Annotated in this window: 23 protein-coding genes; 16 read left to right on the top strand and 7 right to left on the bottom strand. The window is 63.1% G+C overall.

Going from position 1 to position 25,708, the window contains the following annotated elements:
* Nucleotides 1–63: 63 nt before the first annotated feature.
* The 6 genes from acnA to OKW44_RS12360 form a co-directional block, all read right to left on the bottom strand.
* Nucleotides 64–2,778: an aconitate hydratase AcnA gene (acnA, locus tag OKW44_RS12385; RefSeq protein ID WP_018424105.1), complete on the bottom strand. Its 2,715-nt coding sequence runs from the start codon at nucleotides 2,776–2,778 to the stop codon at nucleotides 64–66.
* A gap of 42 nt (nucleotides 2,779–2,820) precedes the next feature.
* Nucleotides 2,821–4,272, bottom strand: a complete 1,452-nt coding sequence (locus OKW44_RS12380) for a bifunctional 2-methylcitrate dehydratase/aconitate hydratase (RefSeq protein WP_018424106.1) — start codon at nucleotides 4,270–4,272, stop codon at nucleotides 2,821–2,823.
* A 24-nt stretch (nucleotides 4,273–4,296) separates the two neighbouring features.
* Nucleotides 4,297–4,809, bottom strand: a complete 513-nt coding sequence (locus tag OKW44_RS12375) for a hypothetical protein (RefSeq protein ID WP_018424107.1) — start codon at nucleotides 4,807–4,809, stop codon at nucleotides 4,297–4,299.
* A 97-nt stretch (nucleotides 4,810–4,906) separates the two neighbouring features.
* Nucleotides 4,907–6,094 carry a bifunctional 2-methylcitrate synthase/citrate synthase gene (gene prpC, locus OKW44_RS12370; protein ID WP_018424108.1) on the bottom strand — a complete coding sequence of 396 codons (1,188 nt, stop codon included), beginning with the start codon at nucleotides 6,092–6,094 and terminating at the stop codon, nucleotides 4,907–4,909.
* 54 nt (nucleotides 6,095–6,148) lie between these two features.
* Nucleotides 6,149–7,165, bottom strand: a complete 1,017-nt coding sequence (locus OKW44_RS12365; protein ID WP_026226461.1) for an HpcH/HpaI aldolase/citrate lyase family protein — start codon at nucleotides 7,163–7,165, stop codon at nucleotides 6,149–6,151.
* 191 nt (nucleotides 7,166–7,356) lie between these two features.
* Nucleotides 7,357–8,340 (bottom strand): malate dehydrogenase, encoded by a 984-nt coding sequence (locus OKW44_RS12360; protein WP_018424110.1) that lies wholly within the window; start codon nucleotides 8,338–8,340, stop codon nucleotides 7,357–7,359.
* Between the two features lie 540 nt (nucleotides 8,341–8,880).
* Between OKW44_RS12360 and OKW44_RS12355 the strand changes: the two genes are divergently transcribed.
* The 11 genes from OKW44_RS12355 (at nucleotide 8,881) to leuB (ending at nucleotide 18,657) form a co-directional block, all read left to right on the top strand.
* Nucleotides 8,881–9,681 (top strand): GntR family transcriptional regulator, encoded by an 801-nt coding sequence (locus tag OKW44_RS12355; RefSeq protein WP_018424111.1) that lies wholly within the window; start codon nucleotides 8,881–8,883, stop codon nucleotides 9,679–9,681.
* 157 nt (nucleotides 9,682–9,838) lie between these two features.
* Nucleotides 9,839–10,255, top strand: coding sequence for a succinate dehydrogenase, cytochrome b556 subunit (gene sdhC, locus OKW44_RS12350; RefSeq protein ID WP_018424112.1), 417 nt, complete (start codon nucleotides 9,839–9,841; stop codon nucleotides 10,253–10,255).
* A 3-nt stretch (nucleotides 10,256–10,258) separates the two neighbouring features.
* A complete protein-coding gene (gene sdhD / locus OKW44_RS12345; RefSeq protein WP_018424113.1) occupies nucleotides 10,259–10,627 on the top strand; it encodes a succinate dehydrogenase, hydrophobic membrane anchor protein in 369 nt (122 codons plus the stop codon).
* Nucleotides 10,628–10,631: 4 nt separating this feature from the next.
* Nucleotides 10,632–12,407, top strand: a complete 1,776-nt coding sequence (gene sdhA, locus OKW44_RS12340; protein ID WP_018424114.1) for a succinate dehydrogenase flavoprotein subunit — start codon at nucleotides 10,632–10,634, stop codon at nucleotides 12,405–12,407.
* Nucleotides 12,408–12,433: 26 nt separating this feature from the next.
* Nucleotides 12,434–13,138, top strand: a complete 705-nt coding sequence (locus OKW44_RS12335; protein WP_018424115.1) for a succinate dehydrogenase iron-sulfur subunit — start codon at nucleotides 12,434–12,436, stop codon at nucleotides 13,136–13,138.
* Nucleotides 13,139–13,223: 85 nt separating this feature from the next.
* Complete coding sequence (locus OKW44_RS12330) at nucleotides 13,224–13,496, top strand: FAD assembly factor SdhE (protein WP_018424116.1); 273 nt, start codon at nucleotides 13,224–13,226, stop codon at nucleotides 13,494–13,496.
* 72 nt (nucleotides 13,497–13,568) lie between these two features.
* On the top strand, nucleotides 13,569–14,870 hold the full coding sequence (gene gltA, locus OKW44_RS12325) for a citrate synthase (RefSeq protein WP_018424117.1): 1,302 nt from the start codon (nucleotides 13,569–13,571) through the stop codon (nucleotides 14,868–14,870).
* A 318-nt stretch (nucleotides 14,871–15,188) separates the two neighbouring features.
* Nucleotides 15,189–16,598: a 3-isopropylmalate dehydratase large subunit gene (gene leuC / locus OKW44_RS12320; protein ID WP_026226462.1), complete on the top strand. Its 1,410-nt coding sequence runs from the start codon at nucleotides 15,189–15,191 to the stop codon at nucleotides 16,596–16,598.
* A 5-nt stretch (nucleotides 16,599–16,603) separates the two neighbouring features.
* Nucleotides 16,604–16,762 (top strand): entericidin A/B family lipoprotein, encoded by a 159-nt coding sequence (locus OKW44_RS12315; protein WP_018424119.1) that lies wholly within the window; start codon nucleotides 16,604–16,606, stop codon nucleotides 16,760–16,762.
* Nucleotides 16,763–16,845: 83 nt separating this feature from the next.
* Complete coding sequence (leuD, locus tag OKW44_RS12310) at nucleotides 16,846–17,499, top strand: 3-isopropylmalate dehydratase small subunit (protein WP_018424120.1); 654 nt, start codon at nucleotides 16,846–16,848, stop codon at nucleotides 17,497–17,499.
* Nucleotides 17,500–17,589: 90 nt separating this feature from the next.
* Nucleotides 17,590–18,657, top strand: coding sequence for a 3-isopropylmalate dehydrogenase (gene leuB / locus OKW44_RS12305; protein ID WP_018424121.1), 1,068 nt, complete (start codon nucleotides 17,590–17,592; stop codon nucleotides 18,655–18,657).
* A gap of 44 nt (nucleotides 18,658–18,701) precedes the next feature.
* Here leuB and OKW44_RS12300 read toward each other — a convergent pair whose 3' ends face one another.
* Nucleotides 18,702–19,019: a hypothetical protein gene (locus OKW44_RS12300; protein WP_162634088.1), complete on the bottom strand. Its 318-nt coding sequence runs from the start codon at nucleotides 19,017–19,019 to the stop codon at nucleotides 18,702–18,704.
* Between OKW44_RS12300 and asd the strand changes: the two genes are divergently transcribed.
* From asd to trpB, 5 genes are all read left to right on the top strand, one after another.
* Nucleotides 19,018–20,139, top strand: a complete 1,122-nt coding sequence (gene asd, locus OKW44_RS12295; protein ID WP_026226463.1) for an aspartate-semialdehyde dehydrogenase — start codon at nucleotides 19,018–19,020, stop codon at nucleotides 20,137–20,139. The genes OKW44_RS12300 and asd overlap by 2 nt on opposite strands.
* 138 nt (nucleotides 20,140–20,277) lie before the next feature.
* On the top strand, nucleotides 20,278–22,932 hold the full coding sequence (locus tag OKW44_RS12290) for a FimV/HubP family polar landmark protein (RefSeq protein WP_026226464.1): 2,655 nt from the start codon (nucleotides 20,278–20,280) through the stop codon (nucleotides 22,930–22,932).
* The gene (gene truA, locus OKW44_RS12285) at nucleotides 22,929–23,741 is read left to right on the top strand and encodes a tRNA pseudouridine(38-40) synthase TruA (RefSeq protein WP_018424125.1); all 813 of its coding nucleotides are present in this window, start codon (nucleotides 22,929–22,931) and stop codon (nucleotides 23,739–23,741) included. Before OKW44_RS12290 ends, truA begins: the two co-directional genes overlap by 4 nt.
* Nucleotides 23,738–24,448: a phosphoribosylanthranilate isomerase gene (locus OKW44_RS12280; RefSeq protein WP_018424126.1), complete on the top strand. Its 711-nt coding sequence runs from the start codon at nucleotides 23,738–23,740 to the stop codon at nucleotides 24,446–24,448. Before truA ends, OKW44_RS12280 begins: the two co-directional genes overlap by 4 nt.
* 60 nt (nucleotides 24,449–24,508) lie before the next feature.
* Nucleotides 24,509–25,702 carry a tryptophan synthase subunit beta gene (gene trpB / locus OKW44_RS12275; protein WP_026226465.1) on the top strand — a complete coding sequence of 398 codons (1,194 nt, stop codon included), beginning with the start codon at nucleotides 24,509–24,511 and terminating at the stop codon, nucleotides 25,700–25,702.
* Nucleotides 25,703–25,708 lie beyond the last annotated feature (6 nt).

Genomic DNA, 25,708 nt, shown 5'->3' with positions numbered 1-25,708 from the left:
GCTGCGCCCTCCACAGGACGCAGCCCCTGCAAAACAGCGAGGCTGTATGCGTTGCCGCGAGGCTTAAGCAGCCAGCAGCGAGCGCAGCACGAACGGCAGAATCCCGCCGTGCTTGTAGTAGTCGACTTCGATCGGCGTGTCGATACGCAGCAGCACCGGAACGCGCTTGTCGCCGTCCTTGCCGTGGATCACGAGCGTGACTTCCTGTTGCGGCTTGAAGTCGTCGCCGAGGCCTTCGATGTCGTACGTTTCTTCGCCGGTGATGCCGAGCGACTGCACGCTATCCGAGCCCTTGAACTGCAGCGGCAGAACGCCCATGCCGACCAGGTTCGAACGATGGATCCGCTCGAAGCTGCGTGCGACCACGGCCTTCACGCCCAGCAGTTGCGTGCCCTTGGCCGCCCAGTCGCGCGACGAGCCCGTGCCGTACTCTTCGCCCGCGAACACGACGGTCGGCGTATCGGCGCCGATGTACCTCATCGCTGCGTCATAGATGGACAGCTGTTCGCCGCTCGGCTGGTGAATCGTCAAGCCGCCTTCGACGCGCGAGCCGTCCGCCTTCACCGGGATCATCAGGTTCTTGATACGGACGTTCGCGAACGTGCCGCGCATCATCACGTCGTGGTTACCGCGCCGCGAGCCGTAGCTGTTGAAGTCGGCCTTTTGCACGCCGTTTTCCTTCAACCAGCGGCCTGCCGGCGAGTCTTCCTTGATCGAGCCTGCCGGGCTGATGTGGTCGGTCGTGACCGAGTCACCGAAGATGCCCAACGCGCGTGCGCCCTTGACCGGCGGGATGCTGGAAGCCGGCGTCATCGAGAAGTCCTTGCCGAAGAACGGCGGCTCGGCGATGTAGGTCGACTTCGGCCAGTCGTAGACCTGACCTTCTTCGCCCTCGATCTTGCTCCACAGGTCGCCCTTCTTCGTGAGCTGCGAGTAGTTCTTGCGGAACGCGTCGGCATCCATCGCGTACTTCAGCAATGCGTTGACTTCTTCGCTGCTCGGCCAGATGTCGCCGAGGTAGATGTCCTTGCCGCCCTTGCCCTTGCCGACCGGCTCGGTCATCAGGTCGCGCGTGATGTTGCCGGCGATCGCGTATGCCACGACGAGCGGCGGCGACGCGAGGAAGTTCGCGCGGATGTTCGGGTGGATACGCGCTTCGAAGTTACGGTTGCCCGACAGCACCGCTGCCGCGACGATGTCGTTCTTCGTGATCGCGTCGTTCAGTTCCGGCGTCAGGTCGCCCGCGTTACCGATACAGGTCGTGCAGCCGTAAGCGGCCAGCGTGAAGCCGAGCTTGTCGAGGTACTTCAGCAGGTCGGTTTTCGTCAGGTACTCGGTGACGATACGCGATCCCGGCGCCAGCGACGTCTTGATGTGGGGAGCGACCGTCAGGCCAGCTTCGACAGCCTTCTTCGCAAGCAGACCGGCGGCCAGCAGCACGCTCGGGTTCGACGTGTTCGTGCACGACGTGATCGCGGCGATCAGCACGTCGCCGTTCTTGACGTCGACGCCGTTGCTCGTCGTGTATTGCGCGTCGAGATCGGCGGCCTTCTTCGCAAAGCCGTTTTCGGCGACCGGCTTCGAGAACAGGTCGGTGAAGGTGGACTTCACGTGGCCGATCTCGATGCGGTCCTGCGGACGCTTCGGGCCTGCCAGCGACGGCGCGACCGTCGCGAGATCCAGCGTGACGACCTTCGTGTAATCGATATCGCCTTCGCCCGGAATGCCGAACAGCTCCTGTGCCTTGAAGTAGTTTTCGAACGCCGAGATCTCCGCGTCCGTGCGGCCGGTGCCGTGGAAGAAGTCGATGGTCTTTTCGTCGACCGGGAAGAAGCCCATCGTTGCGCCGTATTCCGGCGCCATGTTGCCGATCGTCGCACGGTCCGGCACCGACAGCGAGCGCGTGCCTTCGCCGAAGAACTCGACGAACTTGCCGACGACCTTCTCCTTACGCAGCAGTTCGGTGATCGTCAGCACGAGGTCGGTCGCGGTCACGCCTTCAATCAGCTTGCCCTTCAGGTGCACACCGACGACGTCCGGCGTCAGGAAGTACACCGGCTGGCCGAGCATGCCTGCTTCGGCTTCGATACCGCCCACGCCCCAGCCGACCACGCCGATGCCGTTGATCATCGTCGTGTGGCTGTCCGTGCCGACCAGCGAATCCGGGTAGTACACGGTGTCCGCGCCGTCGGCCTTCTTGTGCACGCCGCGCGCGAGGTATTCGAGGTTCACCTGGTGAACGATGCCGACGCCCGGCGGCACGACCTTGAACGTGTCGAACGCCTGCATGCCCCACTTCATGAACTGATAGCGCTCGTTGTTGCGCTGGAATTCAAGCTTCATGTTCAGGTCGAGCGCGTTCTTCTCGCGGAAGTGGTCGATCTGCACCGAGTGGTCGACGACCAGATCGACCGGCACTAGCGGCTCGATCGACTTGGGGTTCTTGCCGACGGCCTTCGCGACGCCGCGCATCGCGGCGATGTCGGCGAGCAGGGGCACGCCGGTGAAGTCCTGCAGCACGACGCGCGACACGACGAACGGAATTTCGTCGACGCGCGCCGCGGTCGGCTTCCAGTTCGCGAGTTGCGTGACATGTTCTTCGGCGATTTTCTTGCCGTCGTAGTTGCGCAGCACCGATTCCAGCACGATACGGATCGAGACCGGCAGGCGGTCGATCTTGAGGTTCAGAGCCTTGCCGAGTTGCGGCAGGGAGTAGAACTTGCCTTTGCCGGAACCGCTGTCGAATTCCTTGAGCGTTTTGTGGAGGTTGTGGGCCATGGTGTTTTCCTTGGTTTGGATCGCGGAACTACAGTACTCAACCTAGATGACGTACAGATCGACGTATTCATTGACCGGCGTCGCTTCGAGCTTGGCCTGGTCGAGCGATACCTCGAGAATCGCCCGTTGTTGCTTGACCGGAAAGCGCCGCGCGAGGTTGGTCTTGAACTTCTCGACCAGCAACGGAATACCGTCTTCACGACGGCGCTTGTGACCGATCGGGTATTCGACTACGACTTCATCGAACTTCGACCCGTCGTTGAATTCGATCGTCAGTGCGTTGGCGATCGAACGCTTCTCCGGGTCGTGATAGTCCTTCGTGAACTGTGGGTCTTCGACGCATTCCATCTTCGCGCGCAATGCATCGATACGCGAGTCCTGCGCGACTGAATCTTCGTAATCGGCAGCCGTCAGACGGCCGAAAATCAGCGGCACCGAAATCATGTACTGGATGCAATGATCACGGTCAGCCGGATTGTTCAGCGGACCCTTTTTATCGATGATGCGAATCGCCGCTTCGTGCGTGCGGATCGTGATGCGGCGAATGTCTTCGACGCGCCGGCCCTGCGCGGCGAGCTGCACATGCAGCGCGAGCGCGGCTTCTACGGCGGTTTGCGCGTGGAACTCGGCCGGAAACGAGATTTTGAACAGCACGTTTTCCATCACGTACGAGCCGTACGGACGCTGGAACTGGAACGCGTTGCCGTTGAACAGCACGTCGTAGAAGCCCCACGTTTTCCCGCTGAGCACCAACGGATAGCCCATCTCGCCGGTCTTCGAGATCAGCGCGAGGCGCACGGCGCGCGAGGTCGCGTCGCCGGCGGCCCACGATTTGCGCGAACCGGTGTTCGGCGCATGACGGTACGTGCGCAGCGCCTGCCCATCGACGAGCGCCTGCGATACCGCGTTGATCAGCTCGTCGCGCGTAAGGCCGATCAGCTGACCGACCACCGCGGTCGACGCGAGCTTGACGAGCAGCACATGATCGAGCCCTACCTTGTTGAACGAGTTCTCGAGTGCGATGCAGCCTTGAATTTCGTGCGCCTTGATCATGGCGATCAGGACGTCATTCATCGTCAGCGGCGCTTTGCCGGCTGCGATGGCGGTGCGCGAGAGCCAGTCGGCCGTCGCGAGAATGCCACCGAGGTTATCGGACGGATGGCCCCATTCGGCGGCGAGCCAGGTGTCGTTGAAATCGAGCCAGCGGATCATCGCGCCGATGTTGAAGGCGGCCTGAACCGGGTCCAGCTGGAACGACGTGCCCGGCACCTTCGCGCCGTTGGGGACGATCGTGCCTGCCACGATCGGTCCCATCAGCTTGGTGCAGGCTGGGTAGGTAAGCGCCTCGAGTCCGCAACCGAGCGTGTCGATCAGGCAATGACGCGCGGTTTCCAGCGCGAGCGCGCTGTCGATCCGGTAATCCAGCACGTAGTTGACGATATCGACCAGGACGGCGTCCGGGGCGGGTCGTACATTGGAGATCGGGGCGGACATCGGGGGCTTCCCTGGCAGCGAAAATCAGTTGCCGGTCTTGTTGATCGCGTTCGATTGCGTTGCAGCCGGCGCGCCCTGTTCCATGGCGACCGTCTTGCACTCGTCGGCGAGACGCGAGCTGTCCTTGTCCTGGAACAGCATGGCCTTAGTCGGGATCACGACGAGGTCCATACCGGATGCTGCGTCGTGGAAGCGGTCGGCGCCCGTCGTGGTCGCTTCGCGCGGCAGGTTGTAGTTCTTGTTCGCCCAGTGAACCGTGACAATCTGATCACGCTTCATGTCACCTTTCATTTCGAAAGCAAGGCCGTCCTTGCACGCCCACTTTTCAGCGCCTTCGGGAATCGGATCGAACTTCGCTTCCTTCGCCGGATTCGCCTTGCGCTTGATCAGGCGGCGCGGCTCCGGGCGCTTCGCGACGGCCTTGGTGGCCGGCTTCTTCGTGGTGGTGGCCGTGTCCGCAGCGGTGGCGTCAGTCGCGACGGTCAGCATCGTCGTGGACAGGGCGCCAATCATGGCGGCGATCATCAGCTTTTTCATGGAGAAAACCTTTCAAAATCAGTTAAACAGTGCGCGAACGACCGGTCCGGCGGCCGCGCGGGTTGAACTGCACGCGCTGTGGAGCGCGCAGCGACCGCTATTTTCTCCTATTTAGCGGCACGTACTTCAAATTCTCGGGTCCGGTGTAATTCGCGCTCGGGCGGATGATCTTGTTGTCGACGCGCTGCTCGATGATGTGCGCGCTCCATCCTGCCGTACGCGAGATCACGAACAGCGGCGTGAACATCGCGGTCGGCACGCCCATCATGTGATACGACACCGCGCTGAACCAGTCGAGGTTCGGGAACATCTTCTTCGCGTCCCACATCACCGATTCGAGCCGTTCGGCGATCGAGAACAGTTTCGTGTTGCCCGCTTCCTTCGACAGCTTCTTCGCGACTTCCTTGATGATCTTGTTGCGCGGGTCCGAGATCGTGTACACCGGATGGCCAAAGCCGATCACGACTTCCCTGTTCTCGACGCGGCGGCGGATGTCGGCTTCGGCTTCGTCAGGCGTCTGGTAGCGCGACTGGATTTCGAACGCGGCTTCATTGGCGCCGCCGTGTTTCGGGCCGCGCAGCGCGCCGATCGCGCCGGTGACCGCAGAGTACATGTCCGAGCCCGTGCCCGCGATCACGCGGCCGGTGAACGTCGACGCGGTGAACTCGTGCTCCGCGTACAGATTCAGCGACACGTGCATCGCATCGACCCACGCCTTCGACGGCTCGACGCCATGCAGCAGATGCAGGAAATGACCGCCGATCGAATCGTCGTCGGTTTCGACCTCGATGCGCTTGCCGTTGTGCGAGTAGTGATACCAGTACAGCAGCATCGAGCCGAGCGAGGCCATCAGTTTGTCGGCGATATCGCGCGCGCCGGGCAGGTTGTGATCGTCTTTCTCCGGCAGCACGGTGCCGAGCACCGACACGCCGGTGCGCATCACGTCCATCGGATGCGCGGCGGCCGGAATCCATTCGAGCGCGGCTTTCACGTTGGCGGGCAGGCCGCGCATCGACTTCAGCTTCGTCTTGTACGCGGTCAGTTCGGCCTGGGTCGGCAGCTTGCCGTGAACCAGCAGATAAGCGATCTCCTCGAATTCGCACGCCTCGGCGATGTCGAGAATGTCATAGCCGCGATAGTGCAGATCGTTGCCGGTCTTGCCGACCGTGCACAGCGCGGTGTTGCCCGCGGTCACGCCCGACAGCGCGACGGATTTTTTTGGTTTGAAGCCGCTTTGCGTTTCGTTGCCGCCGGTTGCGCCAGCGGCTTGCGTCGTCTCGCTCATGTTCCGCCTTCTCCTGTGTGCCGGCTCATCGCGGCCGTTTGAAAAACGCGTTGCTTATGCCACCGACTGTCGGTTGGCGCCCACTTGCAAAAAAAGCGGCGCCGCTTCTTGTGGAACAGCGCGGCCGGTGGTTTGCGCGCGGCGCAGCACCGACCAGTAATAGCGGTAGCTCGCGCGGTCGTGCAGCGTGTCGCCGTGACGCGTCGGGCCCCAATGCGCGGACTGCGCGGCCAGCAGGATTTCGGTGGCCGTCGCGATTTCCTCGTCGCGCGGCGCGAACGCGGCGACGATCGCCTCGATCTGCGCGGGGTGGATGCTCCACATGCGCGTGTAGCCGAACTCGTTGCGGGCGCGCTGTGCGTCGTTCGCGACCACGCTCATGTCGCGCACTTCGGTGCTGACGTTGTGCGACGGCACCTTGCCGAACGCATGGCAGGCCGCCGAAATCTCGAGCTTCGCGCGCCGCACGAGTGGATGATCGAATTGGCCCGGCGAGCGCATCGCGGTATCGGGGATCACGCCGTCGTGCGCGGAGACGAAGTCCATCAGGCCGAAGCTCAGTGCCTCGACGCCCGGCAGCGCGGCGAGTTCGAACACACGCGTAAGCGCGCCGTGGGTTTCGACCAGCAGCTGCACCGGCACCGGCTGCGCGAGGCTGAGCTCGCGTCGCGTCGCCTCGATGAACGCGATCATTTCGGCGGCGTCGTGGACGTTGCGGATTTTCGGCAGCGTGATGTAAGCGGGTGCTCGCTTCGCGGCGCGCAGAATGAGGCGTACGTCGTCGCGCCAGTGCGCGTGAGCGAAGTCGTGGATGCGCACGCCGACGCGGCCGAAGCGGTCATGCTCGCTGCCCAGTAGCGACGCGACCAGTTCCGCGTGCTCGGCCTCGCGGCCGACCTGCGCGCCGTCTTCGCAATCGAGCGTGATATCGAACACCGGGCCGAGTTGCCGCTGTAACGCGAGCGACTTCAGCATCAGCTTTTCGCTGCCCGCGTAGTGATCGCAGGCAGGCAGCACAGCGGGCGGCGCTTCGCCCTCGAACAGCACTTCGGCGGGTGTGAGAACGCGCATCTTCGGCGTGTGGGGCGTGGTGAGGATCAAGAATGTCGGATTCGGGCGTGCTCTGCGCGAGTGCGGTCGGGCAACGGCAAAGCACGTTCGAATCAGAGGCGAATGGCGATGATCGCACGGCCATTCACACGAAAAAAACCGGAACCCGCCGCGCTGACGCTTCGGAGTTCCGGTTCATCGGCATCAGATGCTTAGCCGAGCAGGTGCTGAACGCCGTCGCGCTCTTCCAGCAGTTCCTGCAGCGTGCCGTCCATCTTTTCGCGCGAGAACGCGTCGATTGCCAGACCTTCGACGCGCTTGTACTCGCCGTTTTCGCAGGTCACGGGCACGCCGTAGATGATGTCTTCAGGGATGCCGTACGAGCCGTCCGACGGGATGCCCATCGTGACCCACTTGCCGTTCGTGCCGAGCACCCAGTCACGCACGTGGTCGATTGCAGCGTTAGCCGCCGATGCCGCCGACGACAGGCCGCGCGCTTCGATGATCGCCGCGCCGCGCTTGCCGACGGTCGGGATGAACGTGTTGCGGTTCCATTCTTCGTCGTTGATCAGCTTGGTCAGGTCCTGACCTTCAGCCGTTGCAACGCGGAAGTCCGGGTACATGGTCGGCGAGTGGTTGCCCCACACCGCGAGCTTTTCGATCGACGCGACCGGCTTGCCCGACTTGGCGGCCAGTTGCGACAGCGCGCGGTTGTGGTCCAGACGCAGCATCGCGGTGAAGTTCTTCTTCGGCAGATCCGGCGCCGACTTCATGGCGATGTATGCGTTCGTGTTGGCCGGGTTGCCGACCACCAGAACCTTCACGTCGCGGCTGGCGACGTCGTTCAGCGCCTTGCCCTGAACCGTGAAGATTTCGGCGTTGGCCGACAGCAGATCCTTGCGCTCCATACCCTTCGAACGCGGACGCGCGCCGACGAGCAGTGCAATGTCTGCGTCCTTGAACGCGACCTTCGGGTCGTCCGTGATCACGACGCCCGACAGCAGCGGGAATGCGCAATCATCCAGTTCCATCACGACGCCTTTGACGGCGGCTTGCGCTTGCGGCAGATCGAGCAGTTGCAGGACCACCGGCTGGTCCTTGCCGAGCAGGTCGCCATTGGCGATGCGGAATAGCAGGGAGTAAGCGATTTGACCTGCGGCGCCGGTGACGGCAACGCGCTTTGCGGGCTTAGCCATTGAGAAATCTCCAGGACGATGCGTTAGACGCTAGGGAAAACGCCATTCTATATGCGCGTTCAGCGAAGCGTGATGAAACACGGCGGAATTCACTGTTCGCGTGCGGGCTCGGAATTGGCGAGACCGGGCGGCGCGTTGCGGCAAGACCGCCGTGCCGGAAACCTGTACTGCCGGAGCGGGACGGGATGGCCCAGGGCTTACGCCGGGCCGGGGCCGCAACTGCACGGTGCGGGCTCCTGCAAACAGCGCGTTTCGGCAAGCGTCGGGCCAGTGGGTGCAACACGGAGACAGCGCGCGAATGCAACGGATGGCGGCGAATCGAAACCTGGACTGCGTAGGGGACAGCATGGTGCAGAGTGGCTGCCGGAGCGTCGCGGCACTGCATCAAACTGCCGCCGCAAAATCCCGCAAACCCTTGCTCGACAAGGAGTGTAGGAGTCGAAACAGACAAAGTCAACAGTATCTTATGTCTTATATAAGACACATCTATCGCGGGGAAAACCCTAGACGTGCCCCAGCCCTTTATGATGAAATGCGCGCATGAATTCGAACCCGGCGAATCCTGTGAACCCGAACGGCCAGGGGGCCGCCGGCGAAGGTGTATCCGCTGTTTCCGCTGCGGCGTCGCCTACCTTCAGCCCCTTATATCAGCAGATCAAGGGCTTGATTACGCAGAGCCTCGAAAGTGGCGAATGGAAGCCGGGCGAGATCATCCCTAGTGAAGTCGAACTGGCCGCGCGTTTCAAGGTGAGTCAGGGTACGGTGCGCAAGGCGATCGACGAACTCGCCGCCGACAACCTGCTGGTGCGCCGCCAGGGCAAGGGCACATTCGTTGCGACGCACAACGAAGAGCGCGCGCAGTTCCGTTTCCTGAGATTGCTCGCCGACGACGGCGTCGAGCATCCGCACGTGAGCCGTCTGCTCGAATGCCGGCGGCTGCGCGCATCGGCGGAAATCGCGCGGCAGCTCGATCTGAAGCCGGCCGATCCAGTCGTGCTGATCAAGCGTTTGCTGCAGTTCGACGGCGAAGTCACCGTGCTCGACGAAATCTGGCTGCCCGGCGTCGTGTTCCGCGGGCTCACGCTCGAGCGGCTGTCGGAGTACAAGGGTCCCCTCTACGCGATGTTCGAGACGGAATTCGGCACCCGCATGATTCGCGCGACGGAAAAAATCCGCGCGGTCGCGGCGGAGCCTGCCGTGGCGGACCTGCTGCATGTGCCGGCGGGTTTTCCGTTGCTCTCGGTCGAGCGCGTGTCCTATACCTATGGGGACCGGCCGGTCGAAGTCCGGCGAGGTTGGTATGTCACAACCGGGTATTACTATCAGAACGATCTGAGCTGAATCGGGCTGAAACGAGGCGCGGCGTCCCACACGCGTGCCAATCGGAAGGCGCTTTCAATGCGCGCGCGGCAAAGGACCCAGCGTGGTTTTCGCTGCAGCGCGATATAAAAAGGCGCTAAAATCGCGGATTAGTGTGACTACATAGTAGGGGTCTAGCATGGCAGAAGCCGTAAAAAAACCGAGGCCGGAATTCCGGAACATCGGTATCGGGCAAATACTGACGGCATACCGTCTCCCGCTGGCGGGGCGCGTGTCGATTCTGCATCGCGTGAGCGGTGCCTTGTTGTTTCTCTTTCTTCCGTTCCTGCTGTTCCTCTTCGATCAGAGCCTGACTTCCGAACTGAGCTTCGAAGTCTTCAAGGGCTTCCTCTCCAATATCATCGTCAAGCTGATCACGCTTGTTCTCGCGTGGGCTTTCCTGTTCCACTTCTGCGCCGGCGTCCGTCACCTCGTGATGGATACGAATCATGATGCCGTGTCGAAAGAGAAGGGCAAATCGACCTCCATCGTGGTGATCGTCGTCTCGTCGCTGCTTACCATCGCATTCGCGGCAAAACTGTTCGGAGCATTCTAAAAAATGTCAGCCAATAACCGAATCGGTTCGAAGCGTCTCGTCGTCGGCGCACATTACGGTCTGCGCGACTGGCTCGCGCAACGCGTCACCGCCTGCGTGATGGCGGTCTACACGGTGATTCTGCTCGCGTGGTTCTTCCTCGCGCACGACTTTTCGTACGACGGCTGGGCGTCGATCTTCGCGACGCAGTGGATGAAGCTCGCCACGTTCGTCACGCTTCTCTCGCTGTTCTACCACGCTTGGGTGGGTATGCGCGACATCTGGATGGATTACGTGAAGCCCGTTGGCACGCGTCTCGTCCTGCAGGCGCTGACGATCCTCTGGCTGCTCGCATGTGCGGGCTACGCTGCGCAGATTCTCTGGAGAGTATAAAAGCATGGTTGCAATCAAGAATTCTCTGCCGCGTCGCCGCTTCGACGTGGTTATCGTCGGCGCGGGCGGTTCGGGGATGCGCGCGTCGCTGCAACTGGCGCGCGCCGGTCTGTCGGTCTGCGTGCTGTCCAAAGTGTTCCCGACGCGTTCGCACACGGTCGCTGCCCAGGGCGGCATCGGCGCTTCGCTCGGCAACATGAGCGAAGACAACTGGCACTACCACTTCTACGACACGATCAAGGGCTCCGACTGGCTCGGCGACCAGGACGCGATCGAGTTCATGTGCCGTGAAGCACCGAACGCCGTCTACGAACTCGAACACTTCGGCATGCCGTTCGACCGTAACGCGGACGGCACGATCTATCAGCGCCCGTTCGGCGGCCACACCGCGAACTACGGCGAAAAGCCGGTGCAACGCGCCTGCGCGGCGGCTGACCGTACCGGTCACGCGCTGCTGCACACGCTGTACCAGCAGAACGTTGCTGCCAAGACGCAATTCTTCGTCGAATGGATGGCGCTGGACCTGATCCGCGACGCCGACGGCGACGTGCTCGGCGTGACCGCGCTGGAAATGGAAACCGGCGACGTCTACATTCTCGAGGGCAAGACCACGCTGTTCGCCACGGGCGGCGCGGGCCGGATCTTCGCGGCATCGACCAACGCATTCATCAACACCGGTGACGGCCTCGGCATGGCGGCCCGTTCGGGCATCGCGCTGCAGGACATGGAATTCTGGCAATTCCACCCGACCGGCGTGGCCGGCGCGGGCGTGCTGATCACCGAAGGCGTGCGCGGCGAAGGCGGTATTCTGCGTAACTCGAACGGCGAACGCTTCATGGAGCGCTATGCGCCGACGCTGAAGGATCTGGCGCCGCGCGACTTCGTTTCGCGTTCCATGGACCAGGAAATCAAGGAGGGCCGCGGCGTGGGTCCGAACAAGGATCACGTGCTGCTCGACTTGTCGCACATCGGCGCCGAGACGATCATGAAGCGTCTGCCGTCGATCCGCGAAATCGCGCTGAAGTTCGCGAACGTCGACTGCATCAAGGAGCCGATTCCGGTCGTGCCGACCATCCACTACCAGATGGGCGGTATTCCGACGAACATCAACGGCCAGGTCGTCGGTACGCCGCGCGGCCCCGAAGAAGTCGTCAACGGCTTCTACGCAGTGGGCGAATGCTCGTGCGTGTCGGTGCACGGCGCGAACCGTCTCGGCACGAACTCGCTGCTCGACCTCGTGGTGTTCGGCCGCGCTGCCGGCAACCACATCGTCAAGCACGTGAAGGAACTGAAGGAACACAAGCCGCTGCCGGCCGATGCAGCCGACTTCGCGCTGTCGCGTCTGGCGAAGCTCGATAACTCGTCGTCGGGCGAGTACGCGCAGTCGGTCGCGAACGACATCCGCGGCACGATGCAGAAGCACGCTGGCGTGTTCCGTACATCGGCTCTGCTGGCCGAAGGCGTCGAAGCCATCCGCGAAGTGGCCGGACGCGTCGACAACATCCATCTGAAGGACAAGTCGAAGGTCTTCAACACGGCCCGTATCGAAGCGCTCGAAGTGGCGAACCTGATCGAAGTGGCGCGCGCCACGATGGTCTCCGCCGAAGCGCGCAAGGAAAGCCGTGGCGCGCACGCGCAAAACGACTTCGAACATCGCGACGACGAAAACTGGCTGCGCCATACGTTGTGGTTCAGCGAAGGCGATCGCCTAGACTACAAGCCGGTTCACATGAAGCCGCTGACCGTCGAATCGGTTCCGCCGAAAGCGCGTACCTTCTAAGGCACAAGTCAAAGGAATTCAGAGAAATGGCCAAGCGTACATTTGAAATTTACCGCTACGATCCGGACAAGGACGCCGCTCCGCGCATGCAGACGTACGAGATCGAAATCGACTCGCACGAACGCATGCTGCTCGACGCGCTCATCAAGCTGAAGGCGTTCGACGAAACCCTGTCGTTCCGTCGCTCGTGCCGCGAAGGCGTGTGCGGTTCGGACGCAATGAACATCAACGGCAAGAACGGCCTCGCGTGCCTGACGAACCTGAACGACCTGCCGCAGAAGATCGTGCTGCGTCCGCTGCCGGGCCTGCCCGTCGTGCGTGACCTGATCTGCGACTTCACGCAGTTCTTCAACCAGTATCACTCGATCAAGCCGTACCTGATCAACGATACGCCGCCGCCGGAGAAGGAACGTCTGCAGTCGCCGGAAGAACGCGACGAGCTCGACGGCCTGTACGAATGCATCCTGTGCGCGAGCTGCTCGACGTCGTGCCCGAGCTTCTGGTGGAACCCGGACAAGTTCGTCGGCCCGGCTGGTCTGCTGCAAGCCTACCGCTTCATCGCGGATAGCCGCGACGAGGCAACCGGCGAGCGCCTCGACAACCTGGAAGATCCGTACCGTCTGTTCCGTTGCCACACCATCATGAACTGTGTCGACGTTTGCCCGAAGGGCCTTAACCCGACCAAGGCAATCGGCAAGATCAAGGAATTGATGGTTCGCCGCGCTGTCTAGTATCAATGAGCTCCGCGCTCCCTGGCGCGCGCTGCCCCCCGAGAGGGCGGTCAGTGCGCCCGGGCGCGGCGCGGGGTGTACCGACATGACCGAAACATCGCATCAGTCCGACCCTCTCCGCCGCGCGCGTCTTCGCTGGCGCGCACGTCGGGGCCTGCTGGAAAACGACCTGATTTTCGAGCGTTTTTTCAGCCGATATGAGCATGACCTCAGCGATGCCGACGTGGGCGCACTCACGCGCCTGCTCGAGCTGAGCGATAACGACCTGATGGACTTGCTGCTCGCGCGCAAGGAACCAGAAGGCGATCTGGCCGACCCGGACGTGGTCCGGGTTCTGGAGTTGCTGCGCAACGCTTGAGCGCCGCCAGTCCGTCGTTCCAGGCGTGCAATTATCGAAACCCTGTATCCATACTTCGATTGAGGATGTGCTATGACCCCGTCAGATGTTAAAGCCACGCTATCGTTCAGCGACAATTCGCCGAGCGTCGAAATGCCGATTTACAAGGGCACGATTGGCCCGGATGTGATCGACATTCGCAAACTGTACGGCCAGACCGGCAAATTCACGTACGACCCGGGCTTCATGTCGACGGCGGCGTGCAATTCGGCGATCACCTACATCGACGGCGACAAGGGCGAACTGCTCTACCGCGGCTACCCGATCGACAACCTCGCGCAGAACGCCGACTTCCTCGAAACCTGCTACCTGCTGCTGAACGGCGAACTGCCGAACGAGAAGCAGAAGGCTGAATTCGTCGGCACCGTCACGAAGCACACGATGGTGCACGAGCAGATGCAGTTCTTCTTCCGCGGCTTCCGTCGCGATGCGCACCCGATGGCAATTCTGGTCGCCGCGGTCGGCGCGCTGTCGGCGTTCTATCACGACTCGCTCGACATCAATAACCCGCGTCACCGCGAAGTGTCGGCGATCCGTATGATCGCGAAGCTGCCTACGCTGGTCGCGATGGCGTACAAGTACAGCATCGGCCAGCCGTTCGTGTATCCGAAGAACGACCTGTCGTACAGCGCGAACTTCATGCGCATGATGTTCTCGAACCCGTGCGAAGAGTACGTGGTCAACGACGTGCTGGTGCGCGCGCTCGACCGTATCCTGATCCTGCACGCGGACCACGAGCAGAACGCGTCGACGTCGACCGTGCGTCTCGCCGGTTCGTCGGGCGCGAATCCATTCGCGTGTATCGCGGCGGGTATCGCGTGTCTGTGGGGCCCAGCGCACGGCGGCGCGAACGAAGCCGCGCTGAACATGCTGGAAGAAATCGGCTCGGTCGACAACATTCCTGAGTTCATCAAGCAGGTGAAGGACAAGAACTCGGGCGTGAAGCTGATGGGCTTCGGTCACCGCGTGTACAAGAACTACGATCCGCGCGCGAAGCTGATGCGCGAAACCTGCCACGAAGTGCTCGAAGAGCTGGGCCTGCACGACGACCCGCTGTTCAAGCTCGCGATGGCGCTGGAAAAGATCGCGCTCGAAGACGAGTACTTCGTGTCGCGCAAGCTGTACCCGAACGTCGACTTCTACTCGGGCATCGTGCAGCGCGCGCTAGGCATCCCGACGTCGATGTTCACCTGCATCTTCGCGATGGCACGCACGGTCGGCTGGATCGCGCAGTGGAACGAAATGATCGCCGATCCCGAGCAGAAGATTGGCCGTCCGCGTCAGCTGTTCGTCGGCGAGACGCTGCGTGAAGCGAAGCCGATCGTACAGCGCTGATCGCTGATCGACCCCGATACGCGCGCTTCGTCGCGGCATTCGTGCCGCGCACAAGCGCGAAATTGGAGTGAATGAAACGCCTCAACGGTTGACCGTTGGGGCGTTTCTGTTTCTGCGGCCGCCGCGGGTCGGGCACGCGGCGCATTGGCGTCGCCGGTCGCCGATGCTTGCCGGGTAACACCGATACAGGTATCGACACTACCAGCCAACCCCATGTTTTTTATCGGTTTTTTCGCCGTCTATGCAGCCCATCGCGGTGCGCAGCGTGGCATAATCGATCGACACAGTCAGCCCGCAGTCATTACTATCCCGCATACCATGGCACAGACTCTCTACGACAAATTGTGGAACACGCACGTGGTCCACACGGAAGACGACGGCACCACGATTCTCTACATCGACCGCCACCTGCTGCATGAAGTGACCAGCCCGCAGGCGTTCGAAGGCCTGAAAATCGCCCAGCGTCCGGTGTGGCGCATCAGCGCGAACCTGGCCGTGTCCGACCACAACGTGCCGACCACGGACCGCAGCCACGGCATCGCCGATCCGGTGTCGAAGCTGCAGGTCGACACGCTCGACGCCAACTGCGACGCCTACGGCATCACACAGTTCAAGATGAACGACCTGCGTCAGGGCATCGTTCACATCATCGGGCCGGAACAGGGCGCCACGCTGCCGGGTATGACGATCGTCTGCGGCGACTCGCACACGTCCACGCACGGCGCGTTCGGCGCGCTCGCGCACGGCATCGGCACGTCGGAAGTCGAGCACGTGCTGGCCACGCAAACGCTGCTCCAGAAGAAGAGCAAGAACATGCTCGTGAAGGTCGAGGGCCAATTGCCGCGCGGCTGTACCGCGAAGGACATCGTGCTCGCGATCATCGGCAAGATCGGCACCGCGGGCGGCACCGGCTACGCGATCGAATTCGGCGGCTCGACGATCCGTTCGCTGACAATGGAAGGCCGCATGACGGTCTGCAACATGGCGATCGAAGCGGGCGCGCGCGCCGGCATGGTCGCCGTCGACGACACCACGGTCGAATACCTGAAAGGCCGTCCGTTCTCGCCGCAGGGCGTCGAGTGGGATCACGCGGTCGAGTACTGGAAGCAGTTCAAGTCGGACGACGGAGCGCATTTCGATCGCGTGGTCGAGTTGAACGCCGCCGAAATCGTGCCGCAGGTCACCTGGGGCACGTCGCCGGAAATGGTCACGCCGATCGACGGCCGCGTGCCGGATCCGGAGCGCGAAAAGGACCCGGTCAAGCGCGACGCGATGGAGCGCGCGCTCAAGTACATGGCGCTCGAGCCGAACGCGCCGATCGAGTCGATCAAGCCGGATAAAATCTTTATCGGGTCGTGCACCAACGCGCGCATCGAAGACATTCGCGCCGCGGCTTACGTCGTGAAGAAGCTCGGCCGTCGCGTCGCGCCGAACATCCGTCTGGCGATGGTCGTGCCGGGTTCGGGTCTCGTGAAGGCGCAGGCGGAGCGTGAAGGCCTCGACAAGGTCTTTACCGAGGCCGGTTTCGAATGGCGCGAGCCGGGCTGCTCGATGTGTCTGGCAATGAACGCTGACCGGCTCGAGCCGGGCGAGCGTTGCGCGTCCACGTCGAACCGCAATTTCGAAGGTCGTCAGGGCGCTGGTGGCCGCACGCACCTGGTGAGCCCCGCAATGGCCGCGGCTGCGGCCATCGAAGGGCATTTCGTCGACATTCGCAAGCTCGGATAAATCGCATGATGAAGAACATGAATCGCATCACTCTATTGCGCCGCTTCGCACTCGGCACGTTCGCCGGGCTCCTGCTCGGTCTTGCCGGCTGCAACACGGTGCACGGATTCGGCCAGGACATGTCGCACCTCGGCAATTCGATCAGCAATCACGCTGAGAAATAAGCGGTTTTTGATTTTTGCCGGCGATACGGCGCGGGGGTTCAGCCGCCAGTCGCATCGCCCGGTCCTGAACAGGCGCAAGCGTCATGGATAAATTCATCGTACACACCGGCGTCGTGGCGCCGCTCGATCGCGAGAACGTCGACACGGACGCGATCATTCCGAAGCAGTTCCTGAAGTCGATCAAGCGCACGGGTTTCGGTCCGAATGCGTTCGACGAATGGCGCTACCTCGACCACGGCGAACCGGGTCAAGACAACTCGAAGCGTCCGCTGAACCCGGATTTCGTGCTGAACCAGCCGCGCTACCAGGGCGCCTCGGTGCTGCTCGCGCGCAAGAATTTTGGCTGCGGCAGCTCGCGCGAACACGCGCCCTGGGCGTTGCAGCAATACGGCTTTCGCGCGCTGATCGCGCCGAGCTTCGCGGACATCTTCTACAACAACTGCTTCAAGAACGGCGTGCTGCCGATCGTGTTGACCGAACAGCAGGTCGATCATCTGTTCAACGAGACGTATGCGTTCAACGGCTTCGAGCTGACGATCGACCTTGAAGCGCAAGTCGTGCGCACGGCCGACGGCGGCACCGAATATCCGTTCGAAGTCGCGGCGTTCCGCAAGTATTGTCTGCTGAACGGTTTCGACGACATCGGCCTCACGTTGCGTCACGCGGACAAGATCCGCCAATTCGAAGCGGAGCGTCTCGCGAAGCAACCGTGGCTGAACAATCGCCTCGTCCGTTAAGCGAAACCGTGAGGGCGTTAGGGGCGTGAAGTCCGCGCGCCAATGTCGGTTTGCGCCAGAAAGATCCGAAAAAATCATCAAGGAATTCGCATGAAGATCGCAGTGTTGCCGGGCGACGGCATCGGTCCCGAAATCGTCAAGGAGGCCGTCAAGGTCCTGAACGTGCTCGGCGAGAAGTTCGAACTCGAAGAAGCGCCGGTCGGCGGTGCAGGCTACGAAGCGAAGGGCCACCCGCTGCCAGACTCGACGCTCACGCTCGCGAAGGAAGCCGACGCGATCCTGTTCGGCGCAGTCGGCGACTGGAAGTACGACAAGCTCGAACGCGCTCTGCGCCCTGAGCAGGCGATTCTCGGTCTGCGCAAGCACCTGGAACTTTTCGCGAACTTCCGTCCGGCGATCTGCTACCCGCAACTGACGGGCGCATCGTCGCTGAAGGAAGAAATCGTTTCGGGTCTCGACATCCTGATCGTGCGCGAACTGAACGGCGACATCTATTTCGGCGCGCCGCGCGGGCTGCGTACGTCGCCGGACGGCCTGTTCGCCGGCGCGAAGGAAGGCTTCGACACGATGCGCTATTCGGAACCCGAAGTGCGTCGCATCGCGCACGTCGCGTTCCAGGCGGCGCAAAAGCGCGGCAAGAAGCTCACCTCGGTCGATAAAGCCAACGTGCTCGAAACGTCGCAGTTCTGGAAGGACGTGATGATCGACGTGTCGAAGGAATACGCGGACGTCGAACTGTCGCACATGTACGTCGACAACGCCGCGATGCAGCTCGTGAAGGCGCCGAAGTCGTTCGACGTGATCGTGACCGGCAACATGTTCGGCGACATCCTGTCCGACGAGGCGGCCATGCTGACCGGCTCGATCGGCATGCTGCCGTCGGCATCGCTCGACAAGAACAACAAGGGCTTGTACGAGCCGTCGCACGGCTCCGCGCCGGATATCGCCGGCAAGGGTGTTGCCAACCCGCTCGCCACGATCCTGTCGGCCGCGATGATGCTGCGCTATTCGCTGAACAAGGCGGAGCAGGCCGATCGCATCGAAACCGCGGTGAAGAAGGTGCTCGAACAGGGCTATCGCACCGGCGACATTCTCACGCCGGGTTGCAAGCAGGTCGGCACCGCCGCGATGGGCGATGCCGTCGTGGCCGCGCTGTAAAACGCGTGCACCGCATGCGCTCGCAGAGCGAGGGCATGCGGTGGTCAGGTCAACGGTACCGGCCTTTTAAAAACGCGAATCGGGCCTTGAAACAGGCCGATTTGCGCGTCATACGGCGAAGAACGCCGCCAGTTTTCCGTTTTCGTGTATATTCTTGCGATGGCTCGGATCTCCCAAATCTCCTCGATTTCCAAAATGCACGGCACAACGGCCCGTGCGATCGAGTTCGCCATTACCATCAAAACCATTACCCCGAAAACGATCACGAAGCGCTGATCGTCCGCCGTGCCCGCCCATCTTCCCCGCGCGGTCACTGCGGGCAAAGATGCGGGGAAGTTTCCATTCGAAGGGTATGAAGTCATGAACGTAGGTCTCGTAGGTTGGCGCGGCATGGTCGGCAGCGTCCTGATGCAACGTATGCAGCAGGAAGGCGATTTCGACTTGATCGAACCGGTGTTTTTCAGCACCAGCAACGCGGGCGGCAACGCGCCTTCGTTCGCCAAAAACGAGACCAAGCTCAAAGATGCGACAAGCATCGACGACCTGAAGAAGTGCGACGCGATCATTTCCTGCCAGGGCGGTGACTACACGAACGAAGTGTTCCCGAAGCTGCGCGCGGCGGGCTGGAACGGCTACTGGATCGACGCGGCATCGTCGCTGCGCATGAAGGACGACGCGGTCATCATTCTCGATCCGGTCAACCTCGACGTGATCAAGAACGCGCTCGTCAAAGGCCAGAAGAATTTCATCGGCGGTAACTGCACGGTCAGCCTGATGCTGATGGCATTGGGCGGCCTGTTCCGCGAAAACCTCGTCGACTGGATGACGGCCATGACTTATCAGGCCGCATCCGGCGCGGGCGCGCAGAACATGCGCGAATTGCTGTCGCAAATGGGCACGCTGCACGCCGCGGTGAAGAACGAACTGGCAGACCCGGCTTCGGCGATTCTCGACATCGACCGCCGCGTGCTCGAAGCGATGAACAGCGACAGCATGCCGACCGACCACTTCGGCGTGCCGCTCGCGGGCTCGCTGATTCCGTGGATCGACAAGGATCTCGGCAACGGCATGTCGAAGGAAGAGTGGAAGGGCGGCGCGGAAACCAACAAGATCCTCGGCAAGCCGGCCATGGGCACGCCGGGTTCGATTCCCGTCGATGGTCTGTGCGTGCGGATCGGCGCAATGCGCTGCCATTCGCAAGCGCTCACGATCAAGCTGAACAAGGACGTGCCGCTCGACGAAGTGAACGGCATCCTCGCGTCGGGCAACGACTGGGTCAAGGTTGTGCCGAACGAACGCGAAGCGTCGATGCGCGATCTGTCCCCGGCGGTTGTCACCGGTACGCTGACGGTGCCGGTCGGCCGCGTGCGCAAGCTCGCGATGGGCGGCGAGTATCTGTCGGCCTTCACGGTCGGCGATCAGCTGCTGTGGGGCGCGGCTGAACCGCTGCGTCGTATGCTTCGCATTGTGCTCGACAAGTAAAGTAAACTACGCGCTCACGACGCGTAGACAACTCAAGAAGCGTCGCGCTTGCGCGGCGCTTTTTTCATTGTGTGCTCCGATCATCTTGTCTCTTTCCACTCGCAAAAAAGGCTGCGCGCTGACGCGCCAGGAGTCCCGATGAACTTTCGACGCTCCGCTCTTCGGGCTATGTCCATTCGTCACGAGAAGGTGCGATTCAGCAGCCGTCCGGCGGCGATGGCCGCTTGTGCCGCTTTCGTCCTTGCGCTGCTCGGCGGTGGCGCGGGCAATGCGCTTGCCGCGCCGGCTAGTGCCACGAGCGCGCCGGATGCCGCTTCCGCTGTCAGTTCCACTACCGCTGTCGCTGCTGTTGCTGCGGGCTCTCAGTACACCGTGCACGCAGGGCAGTCGCTGAACGATGTCGCGATCGCTGTTACTCAGTCGCATGACCGGGCGGTACTCGCGCGCGCTACGCGCGCATTGTTCGACACGAATCCGGCCGCGTTCATGAACCACGATCCGAGCCGGATGCGTGTAGGAGCGGTGTTGATCGTGCCGGCGCTCGATGCGTCGGGGGCCTTGGCGGCTTCGTCGACTGGGGCCGCGGCAGGGGCGTCGGAGTCGACGGCGGCTGCGCCCGCTTCCGCGCCGACTGCCGCGCCGGCCGCGGCGGCGGCTGCCGCCAGCACGGCGAGTGCAGTCGCGCAGGTCAACGCCGCCGCCGCGAGTGCGGCCAGCGCGGCGGCTCAAGCGACGACGCTAGCCGCACCCACGGTTTCCGGCGCGGCCAGCGCGGCGGTATCGACCGGCGCGGCGGCGGGCGGTGCGATTTCGTCCGCGCCAGCGGCCGGTTCGCCGCCGGTGGCGACGAGTGGCACGCAAGAATGGGCCGGATCGATTCAACCGGGGGCGAGCGCGCCCGCCGGACAAGCGCCGTCGGTAGCGACCGCGACTGCACCGGCGGCCGCGGCCGCGCAGGCGGCTTCGCAGCCGCGTCCGCAGGTGTCGAGTCTGCAGCAATTGCTGGCGCTGAAAAACCGCGTGCTGATGGAGTTGCAGAAGCATGGTATCGGCGGGGCGCCCGTCGCTTCAGGCCCAACGCCGACGAGCGCTGCGCAGCAGGCACCGGCAGGTTCCGCGGCGACCGTGGCCGTGGCGCCCGAGCGCGCGGATGTGACGACGTCGCCGTCGAATGAGGGCGGCATCTCTCAGCGCGATTTGAGCATCGCGGCGGCCGTGGGCGCGGCACTGATCGTTCTGCTCGCTGCTCTGCGCATGGGTCGCCGCAAGCGCGATAAAGAGGCCGCGGCACGGGCTGCCCAGGCAACTGATGCAGAAATGGCGAGATCCGCGCGTGAGGCCGATTCGCGCAATGGCGGCGCGGCGGCGGGGCAGGCGGCGGTCACGAAAGGATCGGACGCGCAAGACCAAGAGGTTGCGCGGCAGGCCGCAGCAGCAGAGCATGCGGCTGCGGAACGTGCGGCAGCCGAACAGGCAGCGGCAGAAAGCGCGGCTGCGGAGCGGGTAGCAGCGGAGCGCGCGGTGGCCGAGGAGGCGGCGACCAAGCGCGCCGCAGCGGAACGTGCGGCTGCGGAACGCGCAGCAGCCGAGCAAGCCGCAGCGGAAAGTGCAGCAGCCGAACAGACGGCAGCGGAGCGAGCAGCGGCCGTAGAACACGCCGCGGCGGAACGCGCAGCAGCGGAACAAGCGGCAGCCGAACAAGCAGCAGCACGCGTCGCCGCCGAACATGCGGAAGCGGAACGCATAGCAGCAGAACGCAGCGCATCCGAGCGCGCCGCAGAAGAACAGGCGGCACAGCAAGCAGGCACGCCCGAACCTACTGCACCGACGGCGCCACTCGCCAGCATCCCGCTACCCAGCGAAAGCGAACTGTCCAGCGAACCACCGGCGGTCGCGCCCGCCCATGACGAGACGCTTCGCTCCGCCGCGACGGCCGCCAATCTCGCCGCCGCGGCAGAACTCGGCGCCGACGCGTTGCCGCTGGGACCGCTCGAACCGGTCAGCGCCGCGACGGAGGACGAGAACGCGCATCGCCTGCAATGGGACGAGCAATCCACAGAAAGTCCGACCGCAGAGAAAACGACAGGCACGACGACAACCCCGAGCCCAAGCGCCGCGGAACCGCCCTCGACAGCGTCGCACACCGCGACGGCCGAACCGCAGTCCCCCTTGAACGTTCCACCCCCAGTGATCGATTTCACGCAACATCAGATCGAACCGCGCCCCACCACGTCGTTCGGTCAGCCGTTCAGCGACATCCCCGTGCCGACGGAACCCGCGCCGTCCGCACCGACGGAGTTCCCGCGCGAGGCCGTCGACGCGTTCGGCAGCCTCAACATGCCGCTGCCACCGCGCATCGACGTGCCCACCGTCGGCGAAGCCGAGCCTTCCACGTCGCTGTCGACGCAACCGGTCGCATCGCCCGACACGACCGCACAGCAGGCCTTCGGCGTCCATGGCGCGGACGACGACGCCCCGCACATCGCCGACGAGATCGCCGCCGGCACAGCCGGCCACGGCGCCGTCGCGGGCCTCGGCGCGGCCGGCTTCGGCGCGCTGAAGCTCGACTTCGACCTCGAGTTGCCGCCGAGCCCGGCTCAGCCATTGCCGGCCTTCACACCGGCCGATCTCGGCCGCATCGCGCGCAACAAGCTGGAGTTGGCCTCCGAGTACATCGAGCTCGGCGATCTGGCGGGCGCGCGCGCGCTCATCAACGAAGTGATCGAAGCGAACGATCCAGCCACGCGCACCGAAGCCCGCGCGTTGCTTTCGACTCTCGCACCGCTGTCGTGAAGCGCATCGCATTAGGCGTGCAATACGACGGCGCCGGATTCGCTGGATGGCAGTCGCAGCCGCACGGCAACACGGTACAGGACGAGCTCGAACGGGCGCTGCGCGAATTCACGCGCACGCCCGTGCAGACGGTGGTCGCCGGCCGCACTGACCGCGGTGTGCACGGCTTGGGCCAGGTCGTGCATTTCGACACCGACCTTGATCGCCTCGACATCTCCTGGGTGCGCGGCCCAAATGCGTTTCTGCCGAAGACGATCGGCGTGCAATGGGCCAAGCCGATGCCCGCCGATTTTCACGCGCGGTTTTCGGCATTCGAGCGGACCTATTACTACGTGCTGTACGTAAGTCCGGTTCGCTCGCCGATGCTCACGACGCGCGCCGGCTGGATGCACACGCCACTCGACGTCGAAGCGATGCGCTCGGCCGCCGGGCACCTGATCGGCGAGCATGACTTTTCGGCGTTTCGTTCGTCGCAATGCCAGTCGAAGACGCCGTTCAAACACCTGTACCAGATCGACGTCAAACGACAGGGTAACTTCGTGCATTTCCGCTTCCGCGCCAACGCGTTCCTGCATCACATGGTGCGCAACGTGATGGGCTGTCTGATCGAAATCGGCAGCGGCCGCCGCCCGGCCGCGTGGATGGCCGACGTGCTCGCGAGCCGTAGCCGCGATTGCGCGGCGCCGACCTTCATGTCCGACGGCTTATACCTCGCGCAAGTGGGCTATCCTGAGCAATTCGGCGTGCCCGACCCGGCGACGGGCAGCGTGCCGTGGAGCAGCGTATGGACCGAACAACCGGAAACATGAAAGCAGCAGAGAACCCCGCCATTCAGACCGACGCCACCGCCTTGCAAGGCGTGCCACATCGCACGCGCATCAAGCTGTGCGGACTATCGAAACCCGTCGACATCGCACACGCGATCGACCTCGGCGCCGACGCGATCGGCCTCGTGTTCTATCCGCCGAGCCCGCGCTCGGTGAGCGTCGCGCAAGCGGTCGAACTCGTGCATGAGGTGCCGCCGTTCGTGTCGGTCGTCGGTCTGTTCGTCAACGCGACGCCGGAATGGGTTCACGAAGTCGCGAGCAACGTGAACCTGACGCTGTTGCAGTTCCACGGCGACGAGACGCCTGAGCAGTGCGAGGCGCTCGCCGGCGTTGCGGGTTTGCCTTGGTTGCGCGCATTGCGGGTTGCGGCGGATACTCGATCGGCCGATTTGGTAAAATCGGCGTTCAACTATTCAGCAGCCAGTGGTCTTCTGTTCGACACCCATGTCGAAGGCTACGGCGGCGGTGGGAAGGTTTTCGATTGGTCACTTATTCCAGCAGAGCTCGCGCATCGGGCCGTTTTGAGTGGTGGGTTGAACGCGCAAAACGTCAGTGATGCGATCCATCGCGTGCGCCCGTACGCGGTCGATGTCTCGAGCGGCATCGAAGTAGCGGGCGCCCGGGGCGTGAAGGATCACGCCCGGATGGCGGCGTTCGTACGCGCGGTGCGCGCTGCGGACGCTGAATGATTCAGGCTCGCGGGCGCTTTCCGATGAAAGCCGCGAGCCATCCTGAGAAGAGTGATCACCATGTATAACTTGCCTGACGAAAGAGGCCACTTCGGCCAATTTGGTGGTGTGTTCGTCGCCGAAACGCTGTTTTCCGCACTCGACGAGTTGCGTGAAGCGTACGAGAAATATCAGAAAGACCCGGAGTTCGTCGCCGAATACGAGCGCGAATTGAAGTATTTCGTGGGTCGCCCGTCCCCAATTTATCACGCCCAGCGCTGGAGCGAATTGCTCGGCGGCGCGCAGGTTTATCTGAAGCGCGAAGACCTGAATCACACCGGCGCGCACAAGATCAACAACGTAATCGGCCAGGCGCTGCTCGCCAAGCGCATGGGCAAGCCACGCGTGATCGCGGAAACCGGTGCGGGTCAGCACGGCGTGGCCACGGCGACGATCTGCGCGCGCTTCGGTATGGAGTGCGTGGTCTACATGGGCGCCGAGGACGTGCACCGCCAGGCGGCGAACGTTTATCGCATGAAACTGCTTGGTGCGACGGTCGTGCCGGTCGAATCGGGGTCGCGCACGCTGAAGGACGCGCTGAACGAAGCGATGCGCGACTGGGTCACCAACGTCGAAAACACGTTCTACATCATCGGCACGGTTGCGGGTCCGCACCCGTATCCGATGATGGTGCGCGACTTCCAGCGCGTGATCGGCGACGAATGCCGCATGCAGATGCCAGAACTCGCTGGCCGCCAGCCGGACGCCATCATCGCGTGCGTTGGCGGCGGTTCGAATGCGATGGGGATCTTTTACCCGTATATCGACGATAGTCCCGTGCAGTTGGTCGGCGTCGAAGCGGCCGGCGACGGCCTCGAAACGGGGCGTCACGCGGCATCGCTGATCGGCGGTAGTCCCGGCGTGTTGCATGGTAACCGCACGTATCTGCTGCAAGACGAAGACGGCCAGATCATCGAGACCCATTCGGTGTCGGCAGGCCTCGACTACCCGGGCGTCGGCCCCGAGCATGCGTGGCTAAAAGAGAGCAATCGCGCTCAATACGTAGGCATCACCGACGAAGAAGCCCTGAAGGCGTTCCACGATTGCTGCCGCATCGAGGGCATTATTCCTGCGCTGGAGTCGAGCCACGCGCTCGCTTACGCTACGAAACTCGCGCCGACCTTGTCGAAAGACAAGATTCTGCTGGTCAACCTGTCGGGCCGCGGCGACAAGGACATGCACACGGTCGCCGAGCGATCGGGTATCCAGTTCTGAGCCGCG

Origin of the sequence: Paraburkholderia lebeckiae (assembly GCF_050436325.1) — a bacterium.
GTDB lineage: Bacteria > Pseudomonadota > Gammaproteobacteria > Burkholderiales > Burkholderiaceae > Paraburkholderia > Paraburkholderia tuberum.
This window is presented reverse-complemented; position numbering and strand designations above follow the sequence as displayed.

Bases quoted from the DNA above. Each gene is read 5' to 3' on its own strand.
- OKW44_RS12360 (WP_018424110.1), bottom strand. From the start codon at position 8,340: ATGGCTAAGCCCGCAAAGCGCGTTGCCGTCACCGGCGCCGCAGGTCAA.
- OKW44_RS12315 (WP_018424119.1), top strand. From the start codon at position 16,604: ATGATGAAGAACATGAATCGCATCACTCTATTGCGCCGCTTCGCACTC.
- OKW44_RS12280 (WP_018424126.1), top strand. From the start codon at position 23,738: ATGAAAGCAGCAGAGAACCCCGCCATTCAGACCGACGCCACCGCCTTG.
- acnA (WP_018424105.1), bottom strand. From the start codon at position 2,778: ATGGCCCACAACCTCCACAAAACGCTCAAGGAATTCGACAGCGGTTCC.
- sdhA (WP_018424114.1), top strand. From the start codon at position 10,632: ATGGTTGCAATCAAGAATTCTCTGCCGCGTCGCCGCTTCGACGTGGTT.
- leuC (WP_026226462.1), top strand. From the start codon at position 15,189: ATGGCACAGACTCTCTACGACAAATTGTGGAACACGCACGTGGTCCAC.
- sdhC (WP_018424112.1), top strand. From the start codon at position 9,839: ATGGCAGAAGCCGTAAAAAAACCGAGGCCGGAATTCCGGAACATCGGT.
- OKW44_RS12380 (WP_018424106.1), bottom strand. From the start codon at position 4,272: ATGTCCGCCCCGATCTCCAATGTACGACCCGCCCCGGACGCCGTCCTG.
- gltA (WP_018424117.1), top strand. From the start codon at position 13,569: ATGACCCCGTCAGATGTTAAAGCCACGCTATCGTTCAGCGACAATTCG.
- OKW44_RS12365 (WP_026226461.1), bottom strand. From the start codon at position 7,165: ATGCGCGTTCTCACACCCGCCGAAGTGCTGTTCGAGGGCGAAGCGCCG.
- OKW44_RS12290 (WP_026226464.1), top strand. From the start codon at position 20,278: ATGAACTTTCGACGCTCCGCTCTTCGGGCTATGTCCATTCGTCACGAG.
- OKW44_RS12335 (WP_018424115.1), top strand. From the start codon at position 12,434: ATGGCCAAGCGTACATTTGAAATTTACCGCTACGATCCGGACAAGGAC.
- OKW44_RS12375 (WP_018424107.1), bottom strand. From the start codon at position 4,809: ATGAAAAAGCTGATGATCGCCGCCATGATTGGCGCCCTGTCCACGACG.
- sdhD (WP_018424113.1), top strand. From the start codon at position 10,259: ATGTCAGCCAATAACCGAATCGGTTCGAAGCGTCTCGTCGTCGGCGCA.
- prpC (WP_018424108.1), bottom strand. From the start codon at position 6,094: ATGAGCGAGACGACGCAAGCCGCTGGCGCAACCGGCGGCAACGAAACG.
- asd (WP_026226463.1), top strand. From the start codon at position 19,018: ATGAACGTAGGTCTCGTAGGTTGGCGCGGCATGGTCGGCAGCGTCCTG.
- trpB (WP_026226465.1), top strand. From the start codon at position 24,509: ATGTATAACTTGCCTGACGAAAGAGGCCACTTCGGCCAATTTGGTGGT.
- leuB (WP_018424121.1), top strand. From the start codon at position 17,590: ATGAAGATCGCAGTGTTGCCGGGCGACGGCATCGGTCCCGAAATCGTC.
- leuD (WP_018424120.1), top strand. From the start codon at position 16,846: ATGGATAAATTCATCGTACACACCGGCGTCGTGGCGCCGCTCGATCGC.
- OKW44_RS12355 (WP_018424111.1), top strand. From the start codon at position 8,881: ATGAATTCGAACCCGGCGAATCCTGTGAACCCGAACGGCCAGGGGGCC.
- OKW44_RS12300 (WP_162634088.1), bottom strand. From the start codon at position 19,019: ATGACTTCATACCCTTCGAATGGAAACTTCCCCGCATCTTTGCCCGCA.
- OKW44_RS12330 (WP_018424116.1), top strand. From the start codon at position 13,224: ATGACCGAAACATCGCATCAGTCCGACCCTCTCCGCCGCGCGCGTCTT.